This window comes from Aeromonas sp. R2-3, assembly GCF_040908375.1.
Taxonomy (GTDB): domain Bacteria; phylum Pseudomonadota; class Gammaproteobacteria; order Enterobacterales; family Aeromonadaceae; genus Aeromonas; species Aeromonas veronii.
Genome location: NZ_JBFODP010000032.1, coordinates 117962 through 133649 on the forward strand (window position 1 = coordinate 117962; position 15688 = coordinate 133649).

Consider the following 15688-nt stretch of genomic DNA (forward strand, 5'->3'; position numbering starts at 1 on the left):
GTTAGGCTGTCATCCCCATAAGAGACCAGTGACGGGCAGGATGCCCATGTCGCTTGCTGATCTCTGATTGATCCCGAAATAGCCCGTTTTGTGCCACCTGTGAGGAAGGAATCCGATGACAGTGCAGAACATCTATGAGCGCGACCTTGCCAAAACCGCCGCCAATTTTGAGGCCCTGACCCCCATCAGCTTTCTGGGGCGGGCGGAGCGGGTCTATCCCGACTATCCGGCGCTGATCCACGGCCCGCTACGCCAGAGCTGGGGCGAGACTGCCCGCCGTTGCCGCCAGCTGGCCTCGGCCCTGCGGCTTCGCGGTATCGGGGAGGGGGATACCGTCTCCATCGTTGCGCCCAATATCCCGGCGATGTTTGAAGCGCACTTTGGAGTGCCCATGAGCGGCGCCGTGCTCAACACCATTAATACCCGCCTCGATGCCGAGTCGATGGCCTTTATCTTCCAGCATGCCCAGAGCAAGGTGGTGCTGGTGGACAGGGAGTTTGGCCCTGTGGTGCGCAAGGCGCTGGATCTGCTGGAGCGCCAACCGCTGGTCATCGCCATCGACGATCCCCTCTACCGGGAAGGGGCGCTTGTCAGTGACCTCGACTATGAGACCTTTATTGCCACTGGTAACGGCGATGAACCCGGCTGGCTGCCACAAGATGAGTGGCAGGCCATCTCCCTTAACTACACCTCCGGCACTACCGGCAATCCCAAGGGGGTGGTCTATCACCATCGCGGCGCCCACCTCAACGCCATCAACAACGTGCTCTCCTGGGAGCTGCCCAAACATCCCGTCTATCTCTGGACCTTGCCGATGTTTCACTGCAACGGCTGGTGCTTCCCCTGGACGCTGGCGGCCACCGCCGGGGTGAGCGTCTGCCTGCGCCATGTGCAGGGCGCCGCCATTTATGAGGCGCTGCACGAGCACAAGGTGAGCCACTTCTGCGCGGCGCCCATCGTGCTCAATATGCTCAACAATGCCGAACCAGCGCTCAAGCAGGGGCTGGATCACCCCATCAAGGTGATGACCGCCGGCGCTGCGCCCCCCGCCACCGTGATCGCCGGGATGGAGGCGATGGGGATCGCCGTGACCCACGTATATGGCCTCACCGAAACCTATGGCCCCTGCGTGTTGTGCGAACCGCAAAGAAGTTGGCAAGGTCAGGATGCCACGGCGCTCTCCCGCCTCAAGGCACGGCAGGGTGTTGCGTCGCCCCTGCAGGGGGAGATGAGGGTCATCAATCCGGTCAGTGGCGAGCCGGTGGCCAAAGATGGCAAAACCATGGGGGAGATAGTGCTGCGGGGCAATGTGGTGATGAAGGGCTATCTGAAAAATCCGGCGGCCAGCGCCGAGGCGATGGCGGAGGGGTGGTTTCGCAGTGGCGATCTGGCGGTGTGGCACCCGGATGGTTATGTGGAGATCAAGGACAGATCCAAGGACATCATCATCTCCGGCGGAGAGAACATCTCCAGTCTGGAGGTAGAAGATGTGCTCTATCGCCATCCCGATGTGGACGAAGCGGCGGTGATCGCCATGCCCGATGAGAAGTGGGGGGAGGTACCCTGCGCCTTCGTGAAATTGAAAGAGGGGCGAGAGACTACCCAGGCGGAGCTGATCGCCTTTTGTCGTGAGCAGATGGCCCACTTCAAGGCCCCCAAACGCATCATCTTCACCCCGCTGCCGAAGACCTCGACCGGCAAGGTGCAAAAATTCGTGCTGCGCAAACAGCTGGGGTAGCAGCCTGTTCGTAAGGAGCCAGCACAGCCATTCATAGGAGGGAGATACAAGGGGTCTGGAGGGCTGCTGGCCCTCCCGTTGTATGGCTAGGGAGCCTTGCAAGCGACGCAGTTGCGGCCGCTCTGTTTGGCCTGATAGAGCATCTGATCGGCGCGGGCGTAGAGGCTCTCCATCAGCTCCCCTTCGCCATTTTCCACCAGTCCGGCGCTGATGGTGATGACCAGCTTATCTCCATCTGGCAGGGGGAGCGGGCTTTGCATCACCTGCAGGCGCAGCCGCTCGGCCAGAGATGCGGCGGCCGAGAGGGTGGTGTTGGGTAGCAAGATGGCAAACTCGTCACCGCCGATGCGGGCCAGCACATCTTCGCTGCGCAGCACTGATTGCATCACTCTGCCCAGATGCACCAGCGCGCTATCCCCAAGGGGGTGACCGAAGCGATCGTTGATGCACTTGAACTGATCCACATCCAGCACCATCAGCACCGAGGTGAGGTGGTGGCGCATGTCCAGACTGAGGTTCTTCTCGCACAACTCGAAAAAGAAACGGCGGTTGTAGAGACCGGTGAGGCCATCGCGCACCGACTGCTGGTGTAGCTGTTCCTTGAGCTGGTGCAGTTCGGTAATGTCGGAGGAGATCCCGATCAGGGTCGGGGTGCCATCCCCCAGCAGAAAGGGCACCTTGACCGACCAGTAGTAGTGCTGATTGCCTTCGGGATCGGTCAGCATCTCTTCCCCGGCTTGCAGCTCGCCGGTTTCGAATACCCGGTTGTCCAGTCGCCACAGCTGGCAGGCGCTGGCCGCGGGTATCACCTCATCATCTCGCCGGTTGATGATCTGCTCGGCAGGAAGGCCCAGCAGATCGGCGACCTTTTGGTTGACGTAGAGAAAGCGGTGCAGGCTGTCCTTCATATAGATATGGGCATCCACGTTGGCGAGGATGATTTCCAGCAGCTGATGCTGCTCCGCCATGCGGGCCTCAATCAGCTTGTGTTCGGTGATATCGGTGGAGATGCCGCACAGGCCGATCAGGTTGCCATCCTTGTCATGGATGGGCTTTTTAACGGTCCAGTAGCAGCGCTTTTCCCCGGTGGATTTGAGGTAGTTGATCTCCTCCTGGGCGATGGCGAGTTGTTGCTCCATTACCAACCGGTCGTTGCGTTGAATGGTGTCGGAGAATTCGAGATCAAAAAAGGCCCGATCATCCTGCCCCTGCAACTCGGCGAGGGTGCAACCAAAGAGATCCAGCACCGCCTGATTGGCATAGGTGTAACGGCCCGCCAGATCCTTGGTAAACATGTAGGCGTCCGTCTCGTTGAAGATGGCTTTGAGGTGATCCAGCTCATGCTGTAACTGGATAGAGAAGGGTTCATCCTTCATGGGGCTAGCCATCCTTGGGTCGCTACGATGGGTCGGTTGAACAAGACGCGCAACAGAGATCAACAGCTTTAAATAAAGCACCGAACAGGTCAGGTTTCGCGTTTATTTCCGCAAGTTCTGCGCCATGTCACACGGTTGTCATCGTTGTCGAGCTCAAAGGCAATCAACCGAGTCTGTGGTTGTGCAGATCACCCTGTTCCCCCCTTTATCGGCCCGGCATTATTGGTTAGCAGCAGAGAAATTAATCGGCAATCAAATACGCCACTCCGAGCGGCAGAAAGGGCAACAAACAGGTCTTTAATCAAACTATTTTCATTGTGTCCTTGATATCATCCTCAGCAACGCAATATGGAGAGATACGAGATGGCAGTGGCACCGTTTAATTGGGATGACGCAGTTCAGTGGGACGGGCCGGGGGCCATTGCGGGCAGTGAAGAGTTGGCTGGTGATCGGCTTGAACGTGCCCGCTATGCCGACTTTCTGACCAACTACCTCGCCGCCGAAGGCAAGCAACGCAACTATGTGCTTAACCTCAATGCCGAATGGGGGGCGGGTAAAACCTGGTTTATCAAGCGCTGGTATATGGAGCTGAAAGCGCACTATCCCACCGTCTATATCGATGCCTGGCAGCAGGACTTTTCCGATGATCCTTTATTGACGGTTATTTCATCGATTATCGATCAATTGAGAGATGCAACAGGAAATAAGGTTGCCATACCTGATGGCATCAAGTCCAAACTATTGGGTTTGCTCAAAGTTGGCGGGAAATTGGTGCTCAAGTCAGCCATTAAAAAAGCTGGATGGGAAGATAATGATTTTTCTGTGGAAGGCGAAGATGCAGATAAGCTGGTTGATACGCTTTGTAGCAATCACAAAGAGCGTTATGAATCTATTCAGTATCTTAAACAAGAAATTCGGCAATGGGTTGAAGCTGCGGTTTCAGCAAACTTAGACCAATTGGATGGCCAAGGTCGATTGGACTATCCCGCCTTTATTCTGATTGATGAGCTGGATCGCTGTCGCCCCTCCTATGCGGTAGAAATGCTGGAGACCATAAAACATATTTTTGATATTCGCGGCGTGGTGTTTGTACTTGCAACCGATACCGAGCAGTTACAGCATGCTATCAAGGTAATTTATGGCGATGGTTTTGATGCAGAAAGTTATCTTGGCCGATTTTTTCATAGACGATTTACGTTAGGCAGTATCTCTCGACGAGAGTTTATTCAGCAGGCAATTGTAGATAAAAAATTGCATTTTGAGCATATCAATGCATGGCCGAAAATAACTGATAGTCAAGTGTTGGTAAATGTATTAACAGCTGTCTGTGATCATTTTTCATTGAGCTTAAGAAGAACAGAGCAAGTGTTGGACCGAACGATTGCTTCCATCGTTAATTACGAAGGTTGCACATTAAATCTGATTTTTCTTGTCTATCTGTTCTCTCTATGCGAGAAAAATAATGAAGATTATCGGGCTGTAGCGGATGGCAAAATGCCTACGACAGATAACCATCCTAAGCTAAAAGGTTTCAATACTCTTACAAGTGAGTATGAAGAACAACATTTTCAATGTTTTATAAAAGCAGGGAGTGCAATAGGAAGTTATATTGAGGATGTCGTTCATGAACGATATCTAAATCCTTTTATAGATGGAATATATATGGTTTCATTAAAAAATATGTTAGCCATTTCTTATGGAAGTCTATTAAAATCGACTTCAGATGATGAGTGTTCATATCGTTTATCACGTTAGCAAAAGATTGTGTTAAGCGAATGCGAAATTTGACTGTAGAAGAAAATACTATTTTGGCAGAAAAGGAACTCTCACTATTGGAGCGACGTTTAACAACGTATAAAAATTTAGTTGAGCTGGCTGTGCATCTTGACTAAATAAAGCCGGGAAATCCCGGCTTTATTATCAGTTTATTTATTGTGCCGCTCATAAAGCCGCTGAACGACATCCTGTAACCCCAGCCCCTCGTTTTGCAGCAGCACGGTCAGGTGGTAGAGCAGATCGGCGGATTCGTTGATGAGCTCCTCCCGATCCTTGGCCATGGCGGCCAGCGCCACTTCAACACCCTCTTCACCTACCTTCTGGGCGATGCGCTTGGTCCCTTTGCCGTAGAGGCTGGCGGTGTAGCTGGTTGCCGGATCGGCCCCTTTGCGTGCCGCCAGCACCTGCTCCAGCTCTGCCAGAAAACCGAGCGGTGGCAGCGGGTGACCGTGGAAGCAGGAGGTTGTGCCCTTGTGGCAGGTGGGGCCGACGGGGTTGGCGGCGATCAGCAGGGAGTCCTGATCGCAGTCGGTGCTGATGGCGACGAGTTGGAGCACATTGCCCGAGCTTTCACCCTTGGTCCAGAGCCGCTGTTTGCTGCGGCTAAAGAAGGTGACCTGACCGGTAGTCTGGGTCTTTTCCAGCGCTTCACGGGTCATAAAGCCCTGCATCAGTACCTCGCCGCTGGCGGCGTGCTGGACGATGGCGGGGATCATGCCATCGCATTTTTCCCAGTCGAGCTGCTCGGCAAGGGGGCGCGCGCTGGCGGTGGTTGGTGCATTTTCAGAGAAGTTATTCACGGATGGCGACTCCTTCGGTTTTCAGCCAGCGTTTCAATTCGGGAATGGGGATAAGACCCTTGTGGAATACAGAGGCGGCCAGCGCCCCGTCCACATCGGCGAGGGTGAAGGCATCGCGAAAGTGCGCCATGGCACCGGCGCCGCCGGAGGCAATCAGCGGCACCTTGCAGACACTGCGCATCAGCTTGAGCTGGTCGAGATCATAACCCTGACGCATGCCGTCCTGATTCATCACGTTCAGCACGATTTCACCCGCGCCGCGTTTTTGCACCTCCTGCACCCAATCGAGAGTGTGCCAGGCGGTGGTGCGGGTGCGGCTCTCGTCACCAGTAAACTGTTTGACCTGATAGTGGCCTGTTTCGGCATCGAAGTAGGAGTCAATGCCCACCACTACGCACTGCACGCCAAAGCGCTCGGCCAGTCGGCTGATCAGAGTCGGATCGGCCAGCGCCGGAGAGTTGATGGAGACCTTGTCGGCGCCAAATTCGAGGATCTGGCGGGCGTCTTCGACGCTCTTGATGCCACCGGCGACGCAGAAGGGGATATCGATCACCTCAGCTACCCGGCTCACCCAGCTCTTGTCTACCACCCGGGCATCGCTGGAGGCGGTGATGTCATAGAACACCAGCTCGTCAGCGCCCTCTTCGGCGTAGCGGCGCGCCAGCTCGACAATGCCGCCCATCACCTCGTGGTTGCGAAACTGCACCCCTTTGACCACCACGCCATCTTTCACGTCGAGGCAGGGGATAATGCGTCTTGCCAGCATCAGTTGTCTCCTGTGGTATCGGCAGCGGGGGCTTGCCAGCAGGCGATGGCGTCACCTACCGAGAATTTGCCCTCCAGCAGGGCGCGGCCAAGGATGATCCCCTTGACGCCGGAGCCCTTGAGCGCCTCGATATCCGCGATGCCGCCAATGCCACCGGAAGCCTGAAAAGCCACGCTCGGATAGCGGGCGCAGAGATCACGATAGAGCTCGACGTTGGTGCCAGCCAGGGTGCCGTCACGGCTGATGTCAGTGCAGAGCACGTGCTTGAGACCGGCGGGGAGGAAGCGTTCGATCAGCGCTTCGATGGTCACCCCGCTGTTCTCCTGCCAGCCCGCCACCGCGATATGGCGATTGCCCTGCTTATCGATATTGACGTCCAGCGCCAGCACGATTTGCTCGGGACCATATTTCTCCATCCAGCTCGCCACCAGATCCGGGGATTTGACCGCGGTTGAGCCGATCACCACCCGGCTAGCACCGGCGGCCAGCAGATCCGCCACATCCTGTTCGGTACGCACGCCGCCGCCGACCTGCACTGGCGCTTCGGTGGCTGACAGCAGTTGGGTCAGCAGGGGCAGCTGGCGCGCCTTGGCATCCTTGGCTCCGTCCAGATCTACCAGATGGAGCTGCACCGCCCCCTGGGAGACATATTCATCGAAGCGGGCCTGCGGGCTGCTGCTGTATTCGGTCTTCTGGTCGTAGTCCCCCTGATAGAGGCGAACTACCTGACCGTTGATAAGGTCAATTGCGGGAATGATCATGCTAGTCACAGCTCCAGAAAATTTTGCAGCAAACGGGCACCGGCTGCGCCTGAGCGCTCCGGGTGGAATTGGGCGCCGAAGAAGTTGCTGTGCTCTGCAACCCCACCGACGATGGCGGTAAACGGCTGGCCGTAGTCACAGGTCGCCAGCGTTGCTTCTGTCACCTCCAGCGCATAGGAGTGAACGAAGTAGAAGTAGCTGCCGCTCGGGATCCCTTTGAGCAGAGGATGGCTCTCGTCATGCTCAATCTGGTTCCAGCCCATATGGGGCAGGCGCAGATTACCCACCTCCATCAGCCGGATCTTGCCCGGCACTATGCCAAGGCAGTCGATAAGCCGCGCTGACGAGTCATCCGTACCCATGCTCTCTTCGGAGGCCTCCGCCAGCATCTGCATGCCGAGACAAAAGCCCAGCAGCGGCTGCTTGGCGGCGCGAATAAGGGGCACCAGCCCCCGTTCGTTGAGGTTTTTCATGGCGGCCACCGCGGTGCCGACACCGGGCAGGATCAGCTTGTCCGCCTGCTCGATATCGGCCGCCTGGCTGGAGACCAGCGGCCGCACGCCGAGGCGCTCGAACGCCATTCTGACCGAGGCCAGATTGGCGCAGCCGGTATCGATAATGACCAGCTTCTGCTTGCTCACATCCATCACAGCACTCCCTTGCTGGAGGGAAGTTCGCTCCCTTCCACCCGAATGGCCTGACGCAGGGCGCGGCCAAAGCCTTTGAACAGCGCCTCCACTTGATGGTGGGTGTTGCCGCTGCCCACCTTCATCTGCAGGGTGATGGCCATGGCATCCGACAGCGAGCGGAAGAAGTGGGGCACCATCTCGGTGGCCATCTCGCCCACGTTGTCGCGACCAAAGCCGCTCGGGCAGTCAAATACGAAGTAGGGGCGACCGCTGAGATCCAGCGCTGTGCTCACCTCCTGCTCGGTCAGCGGGCGCGCATCGATCACCGCCTGTACCTCGTCCATCGCCAGCACAAAGCCGAAACGGCCGATGCCGCGCTTGTTGCCAAGGGCCTGACGCAGCGCCTGACCCAGCGCCAGCCCCACATCTTCCACCGTGTGGTGATCGTCGATATGCAGATCACCGCTGACGTTCAGCTTGAGCTGGAAACCGGCGTGGGTCGCTATCTGATCCAGCATGTGATCAAAAAAGCCGATACCGGTGGAGATCTGGTTGCCGCCGCTCTTGTCTAAGTCCAGCGCCACCTGAATGCGGGTCTCCTTGGTGTAACGCTCCACCGAGGCCGCACGCCCTTTGGACAGCAGCTGATCACGGATGGCGAGCCAGTCGTGATCCTGCGGGTGGTAGCGAATACCGCCAATGCCCATATTCTCGGCAAGCTGCAGATCGGTCTGGCGATCGCCAATCACGAAGGAGTTGGCAAAGTCGATACGACCGGAGGCGAGGTACTCCTTTACCAGCCCGAGGTGAGGCTTGCGGCAGCTGCAGCCGTCGGTAGGGAAGTGCGGGCAGATCAGCACCTGTTCCCACTTCACCCCTTGCGATTCAAACAGGTGCATCATCAGGTCGTGGGGTGGCTGGAAGTTCTCCAGCGGCAGGCTGGCGGTGCCCAGCCCATCCTGATTGGTCACCATCACCAGCGCGTAGCCAGCGGCCTGCAACTCGCGCAGCACCGGAATGACCATGGGCTCGAAGCGTAGCTTGGCGAGGCTATCTACCTGCTTGTCGGTCACCGGCTCTTCAATCAGGGTGCCGTCGCGGTCGATAAACAAAAACGGGGTCTTCATCGCTACATCCTTGTCTTACAAAGTGGGAGAGGGCAGATCACGCAGTACCGCCAGCACGGCATCCATCTCGCCCTGATAGCCGATGGTGACGCGAATGCTGTTGTCCAGACCCGGCTTGCTGGAGAAATCCCGCAGTATGATGCCGGCGGCCTTCATGGCAGCAAAGACGGCGGCGCCATCCACAAAGCGCACCAGCACGAAGTTGCCCTTGTCTTCGAATACTTCCTTCACGCAGGCAAGCGTTGTCAGCTCTGCCTTGAAAGCGGCTTTTTGCTTGTTGAGCTCTACCACTCGCTCGCGCATCAGCTCCAGCCCCATGGGGGAGAGGGCCTGCGCCGCGATCTGGGCGATGGGCTCGGGGATGGGATAGGGGGCGATCACCTTGGCCAGCATAGCGATCACCTCGGGGCTTGCCAGCGTAAAGCCGCAGCGGATCCCCGCCAGGGCAAAGGCTTTGGAGAGGGTGCGGGTCACCACAAGATTGGGGAAGCGGGTCAGCAGGTCCACCACGGACGCATCAGGACAGAACTCGATATAGGCCTCGTCCACCACCACGATGGCGCGATCCCGCGCTTTCTCCAGCAGGGCGATAAGGCCGTCGCGCCCCACCAGATCCCCGGTGGGGTTGTTGGGGGAGCAGAGAAACACCAGTTTCACGTCGGACAGGCGATCGGCGATGGCGGGCCAGTCCGGTTGGCGGCTGGCGGTCAGCGGCTGTTCGACGATGCCAACGCCACAGGTCTCGGCGCTGATGGCGTACATGCCGTAGGTGGGCGGGCAGATGAGGATCTGATCTTCACCCGCTTCGCAGAAGGTGCGAATAAGCAGCTCGATGGCCTCGTCGGCGCCACGGCTCACCAGCACCTGATCGGGATTGACTCCAGCGTAGGCGGCATAGCCGTTCACCACCTCGGCCGGTTGGCACTCGGGGTAGCGGTTGAGGCGGCTTCCCTCGATGGTGAAGGGATAGGCCAGTGGCGCCTCGTTGGCATTGAGCCAGACGTGGCCCTTGCCGCCGATGCGGCGGGCGGATTGATAGGGGGTGAGGGCCCGCACCACGCGGCGCGCCAGGTTGGCAATGCTCATGACAAATCCTTCTGCTGTGCTGTTGGTTGGGGCGCGGCGGCCAGGGCGTTCAATCTCAGCGTCACGGCGTTCTTGTGGCCATCGAGCCCCTCGGCCTGGGCGATGCGCTCGACGATGGGGCCAAGGCCCTGAATGCCGCGCTCGCTCAGTTCCTGCACCGTGTAGCGGCGCTGATAATCCGCGAGACCAAGGCTGGAACAGGTGCGGGCATAGCCATAGGTAGGCAGAGTGTGGTTGGTGCCGCTGGCGTAATCGCCGACTGACTCGGGGGTCCATGCTCCCAGAAAGATGGAACCGGCATTCTCAAGCTGGTCCAGCAGCTCGCGGGGTGCGCGGGTCTGAACGATCAGGTGCTCCGGCGCGTAGGCGTTGGAGATGGCACATGCCTCGGCCAGATCGTCACAGAGGATCACCAGACTGCTGCCGAGCGCCTGGGCGGCGATATCGCGGCGGCTCAGCTTGGCCAGCTGGCTCTTGATTTCCCCTGCGATGGCATCGGCCAGCAGCGGCGAGGTGGTCACCAGCACTACCTGACTGTCTGGGCCATGCTCGGCCTGGGAGAGCAGATCCGCCGCCACGAAGGCCGGGTTGGCGCTCTCGTCGGCAATCACTAGCACCTCGGAGGGGCCGGCGGGCATGTCGATGGCGGCGCCGCGCCAGTCGCGGGATACCTGCCCCTTGGCTTCGGTCACATAGGCGTTGCCCGGGCCGAAGATCTTGTCCACCTTGGGAATGCTCTCGGTGCCGTAAGCCATGGCGGCGATGGCTTGGGCGCCGCCAATGGCGAACACCTTCTCGACCCCACAGGCGCGGGCGGCAAACAGGATCTCGTCGCTCGCCGGGGACGGGGTGCAGAGCACCACTTCACGGCAACCGGCGATCGCCGCTGGAATGGCCAGCATCATCACGGTGGAAGGGAGCGGTGCGCTGCCGCCCGGCACATAGAGACCGACCCGGCTGATGGGCTGGGTGCGCAGCTCGCACACCACCCCGGGTTGGGTTTCCACCCGCACTACCTGCTGCAGTTGCGCGGCGTGGAAGGTGCGAATATTGGCAATCGCCGCTTCGATGGCGCTTTTGATGCCGTCATCCAGCCGCGAGCAGGCGGCTTCAATCTCATCCTTGCTAACACGCAACTGTTCACGGGGGGCACGCTCGAAGCGCTGGCTCAGCTCGCGCAGGGCCTCGTCGCCACGGCTTCGCACCGCTGCGATGATCTCTTTGACCACGGCGCCGATATCGGCCTCGTCATTGAGAGCGGGCCGGGTCAGTACATCGGCCTGCTGGGCGGGCGAGAGGGTCTTCCAGATCAAGGTCTGCATGATGTCCCTTCCTTATTCCATCATCTTTTCGATGGGCAGCACCAGAATGGAGCTGGCACCGAGCGCCTTGAGCTGCTCCATGGTCTCCCAGAACAGGGTCTCGCTGGAGACGACGTGCAGCGCCACCTGATTGGTGTCACCGGCCAGCTGCATGATGGTGGGGCGCTCGGCACCCGGCAGCAGATCGGTGATGGCATCGAGCTTGTCTTTGGGGGCGTGCAGCATGATGTACTTGCTCTCGCGGGCCTGCTGCATCCCCTGAATGCGGGGCAGCAGTTTGTCGATGAGCTTCTGCTTGGCATCGGACAAGGGGTTGGGGGCCTGTACCAGCACAGCCTTGGAGCGGTAGATCACCTCCACCTCTTTGAGGCCATTGGCTTCCAGCGTCGCGCCAGTGGAGACCAGATCGCAGATGGCATCGGCGAGACCCGCGCGCGGGGCTACTTCCACCGAGCCGCCCAGCATCACGCTCTTGAAGCCGAGCCCTTTTTCGTCAAAGAAGCGCTTGAGCAGCCCGGGGTAGGAGGTCGCGATGCGCTTGCCGGCAAGACTTTCTGGCCCTGTGTAGGTCACATCTTCCGGCACCGCCAGCGAAAGGCGGCAGCCACCAAAGTCCAGCTGCTTGAGGGTTTTGACCTCGAAGGGGAGGCCTTGGGAGGCACGAATAAGCTGCACCTCTTCCAGCACGTTCTCGCCGATGATGCCAAGGTCGACGACCCCTTCCATCACCAGACCCGGGATGTCATCATCACGCACCCGCAGGATATCGATGGGCATGTTCTCGACATGGGCGATAAGGCGCTGCTCGCGCAGGTTGATCTTGAGGCCACAGCTCTTGAACAGGGCTTGGGAGTCCTGGCTCAGACGACCGGACTTTTGCATGGCGATACGCAGACGTTGTGTTTCCATTGCTCGATTTCCTTCTAGTCAAAAACGAAAAAACCCTCGGAAGTGTGTGCTTCCGAGGGTTTATGAATCTTGCGGTCCTTTTGGAAGTCACCAGTTAAGTGTCTTCCAGCAGTCAACCTCCTGAAAGACTAGTCGGGATGATGATGGTGGTGATGAGTCTTCAGGGTGGTGAACTTCATGTAATCAATCCTTTACAAAATAAGATGTCGTAATTGACGCCTGATTTAAACTACCTGCCTTGACAGAAAATGCAACCCGAAATTTTAATTTGATCGATTAAAGTGGCGAAAACGGTTTTCTGGTCGATAACTAGACAATAACCCCTGCAGGAGTCGCCATTATGCCCAGCCAGGACCTGTTGTTCCCCATTTTGCCCCGGGCTCCCGCCGCGCCCGGCAGCGAAGAGATCAAGCGGGAAGTGAACCAGATCAGCAAGAAACATCAGCTGCGCAAGACCAGCACTGACAACAGTGACTCCCAGCAGCGCCAACAGGCGTATAACATGCCCGCCAAACGTGATCAGCCAAAGGCGGAAGAGGACGATCACAAACCGGATCCCGAGCATCAGATCGATCTGTTCGTCTAGGCAGATTATCTGTCCCGCTTTTGCCGCGCTTTTGGCATAATGGCCGCTTTTGCTGCGGGACGCCCTTTTGACCATCCAGACCCTGTTCAAGCCAGATGGCCCTCTGGCCAGCCATATCGACGGTTTCAAAGCCCGCGCTCCCCAACTGGAGATGGCCGAAGCGGTCGCGCTCGCCATCAAGAGTGGTGGTCGTCTACTGGTGGAGGCAGGAACCGGTACCGGCAAGACCTACGCCTATCTGGTCCCTGCGCTGGAATCCGGCAAGCGGGTGGTGATCAGCACCGGCTCCAAGAACCTGCAGGAGCAGCTCTTCTATCGGGATCTCCCGACCATCACAGGGGCGCTCTCCTACACCCCGCCGGTGGCCCTGCTCAAGGGGCGCAGCAACTATCTCTGCATCGAGCGTATGAACCGGCTCTTAAGCGAATCCCATCTGCAAAAGCCTGAAATCCTGAACGATCTGGTGAAGGTCAAATCCTGGTCCACCGCTACCGATAACGGCGATGTGGGGGATATTCCGGGATTGCAGGAGAACGCCGAGATCCTCGCCCATGTCACCAGCACCAACGACAACTGCCTCGGTCGCGACTGCCCCTATTACGACGATTGCCATCTGGTGGTGGCTCGACGCCGCGCCATGGATGCCCAGGTGGTGGTGATCAATCATCACCTCTTCTTCGCCGATATGGCGGTGAAAGACACCGGATTTGGCGAGTTGGTGCCGGAGGCGCAAGTCTATGTGTTTGACGAGGCGCACCAGCTGCCGGAGATCGCCACCAACTACTTCGGCAAGTCGGTAGGCAGCCGAACGATTCAGGATCTTGCGCAGGATATCCAGCTGGCCTATCGGGCCGAGGCCCACGACATGGCCCAGCTCGGCAAGGCGGCGGACCGGCTCGCTATCGCCAGTCAGGATCTGCGTCTGGCCTTCGGGGTAGATGGCGGTCGCGGCAATACCCGCGACATGCTGCGCCAGCCGCTTTGGGGGCAGGCTTTGGCTCGTCTCAACGACGCCATCGGGCTCTGCTACGAAGTGCTGAAACTGGCTCTCGGCCGTGGCGAGCAGCTGGATCACGCCTTCGAGCGCATCAGTGAACTGCGCACCCGCCTGGGTGAAGTACTGGCGGTCAACCAGACCGGTTTCTCCTACTGGTACGATTGCTCACGGCTTCATTTCACCCTCAATCTGACGCCGCTCTCGGTAGCCGAGCGATTCAGTGCCGAGGTGCAAAGACCGGAAGTGGCCTGGGTCTTTACCTCTGCCACCCTGACGGTGGATATGCGGTTTGATCACTTCAAGGCCGAGCTGGGGCTGGCGGGCAGTGCCGAGCTGATCCTCGACAGTCCGTTCGACTATGGCGAGCAGGCGCGGCTCTGTGTGCCCCGCTATCTGCCGGAGCCCAACGCCTTTGGCCGTGGCGAGCAGCTGGCCAATCTGATGATCCCGCTCATAAACAAGACGCCGGGGGGCTGTTTCTTCCTCTGCACCAGCCATCAGGTGATGCGTCAGGTGGCTGAGGTGCTGCGCCGGGAGATTGGCCGCACCGTGCTGCTGCAGGGGGAGGACAACAAGCAGCGGCTGCTCAAGGAGTTTGTCGAGAATGGCCGCGCCGTGCTGGTGGCGACCAGCAGTTTCTGGGAGGGGATCGACGTGCGAGGGGCGGCGTTGTCGTGTGTTATCATCGACAAACTGCCGTTTGCCAGCCCTGATGATCCGCTGCTCAAGGCGCGGGTGGATGATTGCAAGCTCAAGGGGGGTGATCCCTTCGCCGAGCTGCAGTTGCCCAAGGCGGTGATTGCCCTCAAGCAGGGGGTGGGGCGGCTTATTCGTGATCGCAGTGATCACGGGGTGCTGGTGATCTGTGATCCACGAATGGTCAACAAGCCTTACGGCGCCACCTTTATCAAGAGTCTGCCCGCCATCCCCCGTACCCGGGAGTTGGGAACGCTGGGGAGTTTTTTCGATCGCAGTGAATAAGTGTGCCGCCAGCTAACAGATTTGAACAACGGGTGAGCATATCTCGCTTGCCGGTTATGTAATTGACTGATTTTATAGAGATTGGAAAGCATGAACGAGTTGAAGATCCTGGCCGTTGATACCGCCACCGAAGCCTGCTCCGCCGCCTTGCTGGTGGGTGACAAGCTGTTCTCCCGCTGGGAGGAGGCGCCACGGGATCACACCCGAAAAATCCTGCCCATGGTTCAGGCTGTGTTAGAGGATGCCGGGATAAGTTTGAGTGACCTCGATGCCATCGCGTTCGGCCGCGGCCCGGGCTCCTTTACCGGCGTGCGGATCGGTATCAGTGTGGCGCAAGGTCTGGCGTTTGGTGCGGGTGTGCCGCTGATTGGCATCTCGACCCTGGCCGCCATGGCGCAAGGCGCCTATCGACTGGAGGGCGCCGAGCAGGTGCTGACCGCCATCGATGCGCGGATGAACGAGGTCTATTTCGGCCGCTATGAGCTGATTGATGGCCGCATGCAGCTGGTGGGGGACGAGGTGGTGAGCGAGCCCGCGGCACTGGTTGACGTCCGTGGCAAGCTGGCGGGCCCTGTGACCTGCGTCGGCACCGGTTTTGAAACCTATGGCGAGACCCTGAGTGGTCTGGCCGATGAGCTGGCGGAGAGTCAGGTGCGCTTCCCGGCGGCAGAGGACATGCTGCCGCTGGCCCGCGCCGCCTGGCTGGCGGGGGAGGCGGTACCGGTTGAACAAGCAACGCCGGTCTATTTGCGTGACAAGGTGACCTGGAAAAAGCTGCCGGGTCGCGAATAAGGGCAGGAGCACTGACGTCATGTCGCTCTTGCCGCTCATCAG

At 58.9% G+C, this 15688-nt stretch carries 14 protein-coding genes and 1 other annotated feature; of the genes, 5 read left to right on the top strand and 9 right to left on the bottom strand.

The genetic code is table 11. The features are described 5' to 3' along the window. Positions 1-115: 115 nt before the first annotated feature. Positions 116-1738, top strand: coding sequence for an acyl-CoA synthetase (locus tag AB5Z02_RS18070; RefSeq protein WP_110303742.1), 1623 nt, complete (start codon positions 116-118; stop codon positions 1736-1738). An 86-nt stretch (positions 1739-1824) separates the two neighbouring features. Here AB5Z02_RS18070 and AB5Z02_RS18075 read toward each other — a convergent pair whose 3' ends face one another. Next, positions 1825-3114 (bottom strand): diguanylate cyclase, encoded by a 1290-nt coding sequence (locus AB5Z02_RS18075; RefSeq protein WP_368216583.1) that lies wholly within the window; start codon positions 3112-3114, stop codon positions 1825-1827. Positions 3115-3477: 363 nt separating this feature from the next. Here AB5Z02_RS18075 and AB5Z02_RS18080 point away from each other — a divergent pair, with 363 nt between their 5' ends. Beyond that, a complete protein-coding gene (locus AB5Z02_RS18080; protein WP_368216584.1) occupies positions 3478-4869 on the top strand; it encodes a P-loop NTPase fold protein in 1392 nt (463 codons plus the stop codon). Positions 4870-5039: 170 nt separating this feature from the next. Here AB5Z02_RS18080 and hisIE read toward each other — a convergent pair whose 3' ends face one another. Genes hisIE through hisG form a run of 8 tightly spaced genes read right to left on the bottom strand, consistent with a single transcriptional unit; the run spans position 5040 to position 12290 of the window. Next, a complete protein-coding gene (gene hisIE, locus AB5Z02_RS18085) occupies positions 5040-5690 on the bottom strand; it encodes a bifunctional phosphoribosyl-AMP cyclohydrolase/phosphoribosyl-ATP diphosphatase HisIE (protein ID WP_368216585.1) in 651 nt (216 codons plus the stop codon). Beyond that, positions 5683-6456, bottom strand: a complete 774-nt coding sequence (gene hisF / locus AB5Z02_RS18090) for an imidazole glycerol phosphate synthase subunit HisF (protein ID WP_110303738.1) — start codon at positions 6454-6456, stop codon at positions 5683-5685. The genes hisIE and hisF overlap by 8 nt, the downstream gene beginning before the upstream one ends. Further along, on the bottom strand, positions 6456-7217 hold the full coding sequence (hisA, locus tag AB5Z02_RS18095; RefSeq protein ID WP_265062826.1) for a 1-(5-phosphoribosyl)-5-[(5-phosphoribosylamino)methylideneamino]imidazole-4-carboxamide isomerase: 762 nt from the start codon (positions 7215-7217) through the stop codon (positions 6456-6458). The genes hisF and hisA overlap by 1 nt, the downstream gene beginning before the upstream one ends. A gap of 5 nt (positions 7218-7222) precedes the next feature. Beyond that, positions 7223-7864, bottom strand: a complete 642-nt coding sequence (gene hisH, locus AB5Z02_RS18100) for an imidazole glycerol phosphate synthase subunit HisH (protein WP_110303736.1) — start codon at positions 7862-7864, stop codon at positions 7223-7225. Then, positions 7864-8973 (bottom strand): bifunctional histidinol-phosphatase/imidazoleglycerol-phosphate dehydratase HisB, encoded by a 1110-nt coding sequence (gene hisB, locus AB5Z02_RS18105; protein ID WP_216948580.1) that lies wholly within the window; start codon positions 8971-8973, stop codon positions 7864-7866. The genes hisH and hisB overlap by 1 nt, the downstream gene beginning before the upstream one ends. A gap of 15 nt (positions 8974-8988) precedes the next feature. Next, on the bottom strand, positions 8989-10059 hold the full coding sequence (hisC, locus tag AB5Z02_RS18110) for a histidinol-phosphate transaminase (RefSeq protein ID WP_209298580.1): 1071 nt from the start codon (positions 10057-10059) through the stop codon (positions 8989-8991). Then, a complete protein-coding gene (gene hisD / locus AB5Z02_RS18115) occupies positions 10056-11381 on the bottom strand; it encodes a histidinol dehydrogenase (RefSeq protein ID WP_368216586.1) in 1326 nt (441 codons plus the stop codon). The genes hisC and hisD overlap by 4 nt, the downstream gene beginning before the upstream one ends. 12 nt (positions 11382-11393) lie before the next feature. Continuing rightward, positions 11394-12290 (bottom strand): ATP phosphoribosyltransferase, encoded by an 897-nt coding sequence (gene hisG / locus AB5Z02_RS18120; protein ID WP_071910208.1) that lies wholly within the window; start codon positions 12288-12290, stop codon positions 11394-11396. Positions 12291-12318: 28 nt separating this feature from the next. Beyond that, positions 12319-12443: a sequence feature (His leader region), on the bottom strand. A 187-nt stretch (positions 12444-12630) separates the two neighbouring features. Between hisG and AB5Z02_RS18125 the strand changes: the two genes are divergently transcribed. The 3 genes from AB5Z02_RS18125 to tsaB all read left to right on the top strand — a co-directional run bounded on the left by AB5Z02_RS18125 (position 12631) and on the right by tsaB (position 15646). Next, the gene (locus AB5Z02_RS18125; RefSeq protein WP_231720804.1) at positions 12631-12876 is read left to right on the top strand and encodes a hypothetical protein; all 246 of its coding nucleotides are present in this window, start codon (positions 12631-12633) and stop codon (positions 12874-12876) included. Positions 12877-12943: 67 nt separating this feature from the next. Continuing rightward, positions 12944-14854, top strand: coding sequence for an ATP-dependent DNA helicase (locus AB5Z02_RS18130; RefSeq protein WP_231720803.1), 1911 nt, complete (start codon positions 12944-12946; stop codon positions 14852-14854). A 90-nt stretch (positions 14855-14944) separates the two neighbouring features. Next, a complete protein-coding gene (tsaB, locus tag AB5Z02_RS18135) occupies positions 14945-15646 on the top strand; it encodes a tRNA (adenosine(37)-N6)-threonylcarbamoyltransferase complex dimerization subunit type 1 TsaB (protein ID WP_206875079.1) in 702 nt (233 codons plus the stop codon). Positions 15647-15688 lie beyond the last annotated feature (42 nt).

Bases quoted from the DNA above. Each gene is read 5' to 3' on its own strand.
- hisF (WP_110303738.1), bottom strand. From the start codon at position 6,456: ATGCTGGCAAGACGCATTATCCCCTGCCTCGACGTGAAAGATGGCGTG.
- AB5Z02_RS18080 (WP_368216584.1), top strand. From the start codon at position 3,478: ATGGCAGTGGCACCGTTTAATTGGGATGACGCAGTTCAGTGGGACGGG.
- AB5Z02_RS18125 (WP_231720804.1), top strand. From the start codon at position 12,631: ATGCCCAGCCAGGACCTGTTGTTCCCCATTTTGCCCCGGGCTCCCGCC.
- AB5Z02_RS18075 (WP_368216583.1), bottom strand. From the start codon at position 3,114: ATGAAGGATGAACCCTTCTCTATCCAGTTACAGCATGAGCTGGATCAC.
- hisH (WP_110303736.1), bottom strand. From the start codon at position 7,864: ATGGATGTGAGCAAGCAGAAGCTGGTCATTATCGATACCGGCTGCGCC.
- hisG (WP_071910208.1), bottom strand. From the start codon at position 12,290: ATGGAAACACAACGTCTGCGTATCGCCATGCAAAAGTCCGGTCGTCTG.
- hisA (WP_265062826.1), bottom strand. From the start codon at position 7,217: ATGATCATTCCCGCAATTGACCTTATCAACGGTCAGGTAGTTCGCCTC.
- hisB (WP_216948580.1), bottom strand. From the start codon at position 8,973: ATGAAGACCCCGTTTTTGTTTATCGACCGCGACGGCACCCTGATTGAA.
- hisD (WP_368216586.1), bottom strand. From the start codon at position 11,381: ATGCAGACCTTGATCTGGAAGACCCTCTCGCCCGCCCAGCAGGCCGAT.
- AB5Z02_RS18070 (WP_110303742.1), top strand. From the start codon at position 116: ATGACAGTGCAGAACATCTATGAGCGCGACCTTGCCAAAACCGCCGCC.
- hisC (WP_209298580.1), bottom strand. From the start codon at position 10,059: ATGAGCATTGCCAACCTGGCGCGCCGCGTGGTGCGGGCCCTCACCCCC.
- tsaB (WP_206875079.1), top strand. From the start codon at position 14,945: ATGAACGAGTTGAAGATCCTGGCCGTTGATACCGCCACCGAAGCCTGC.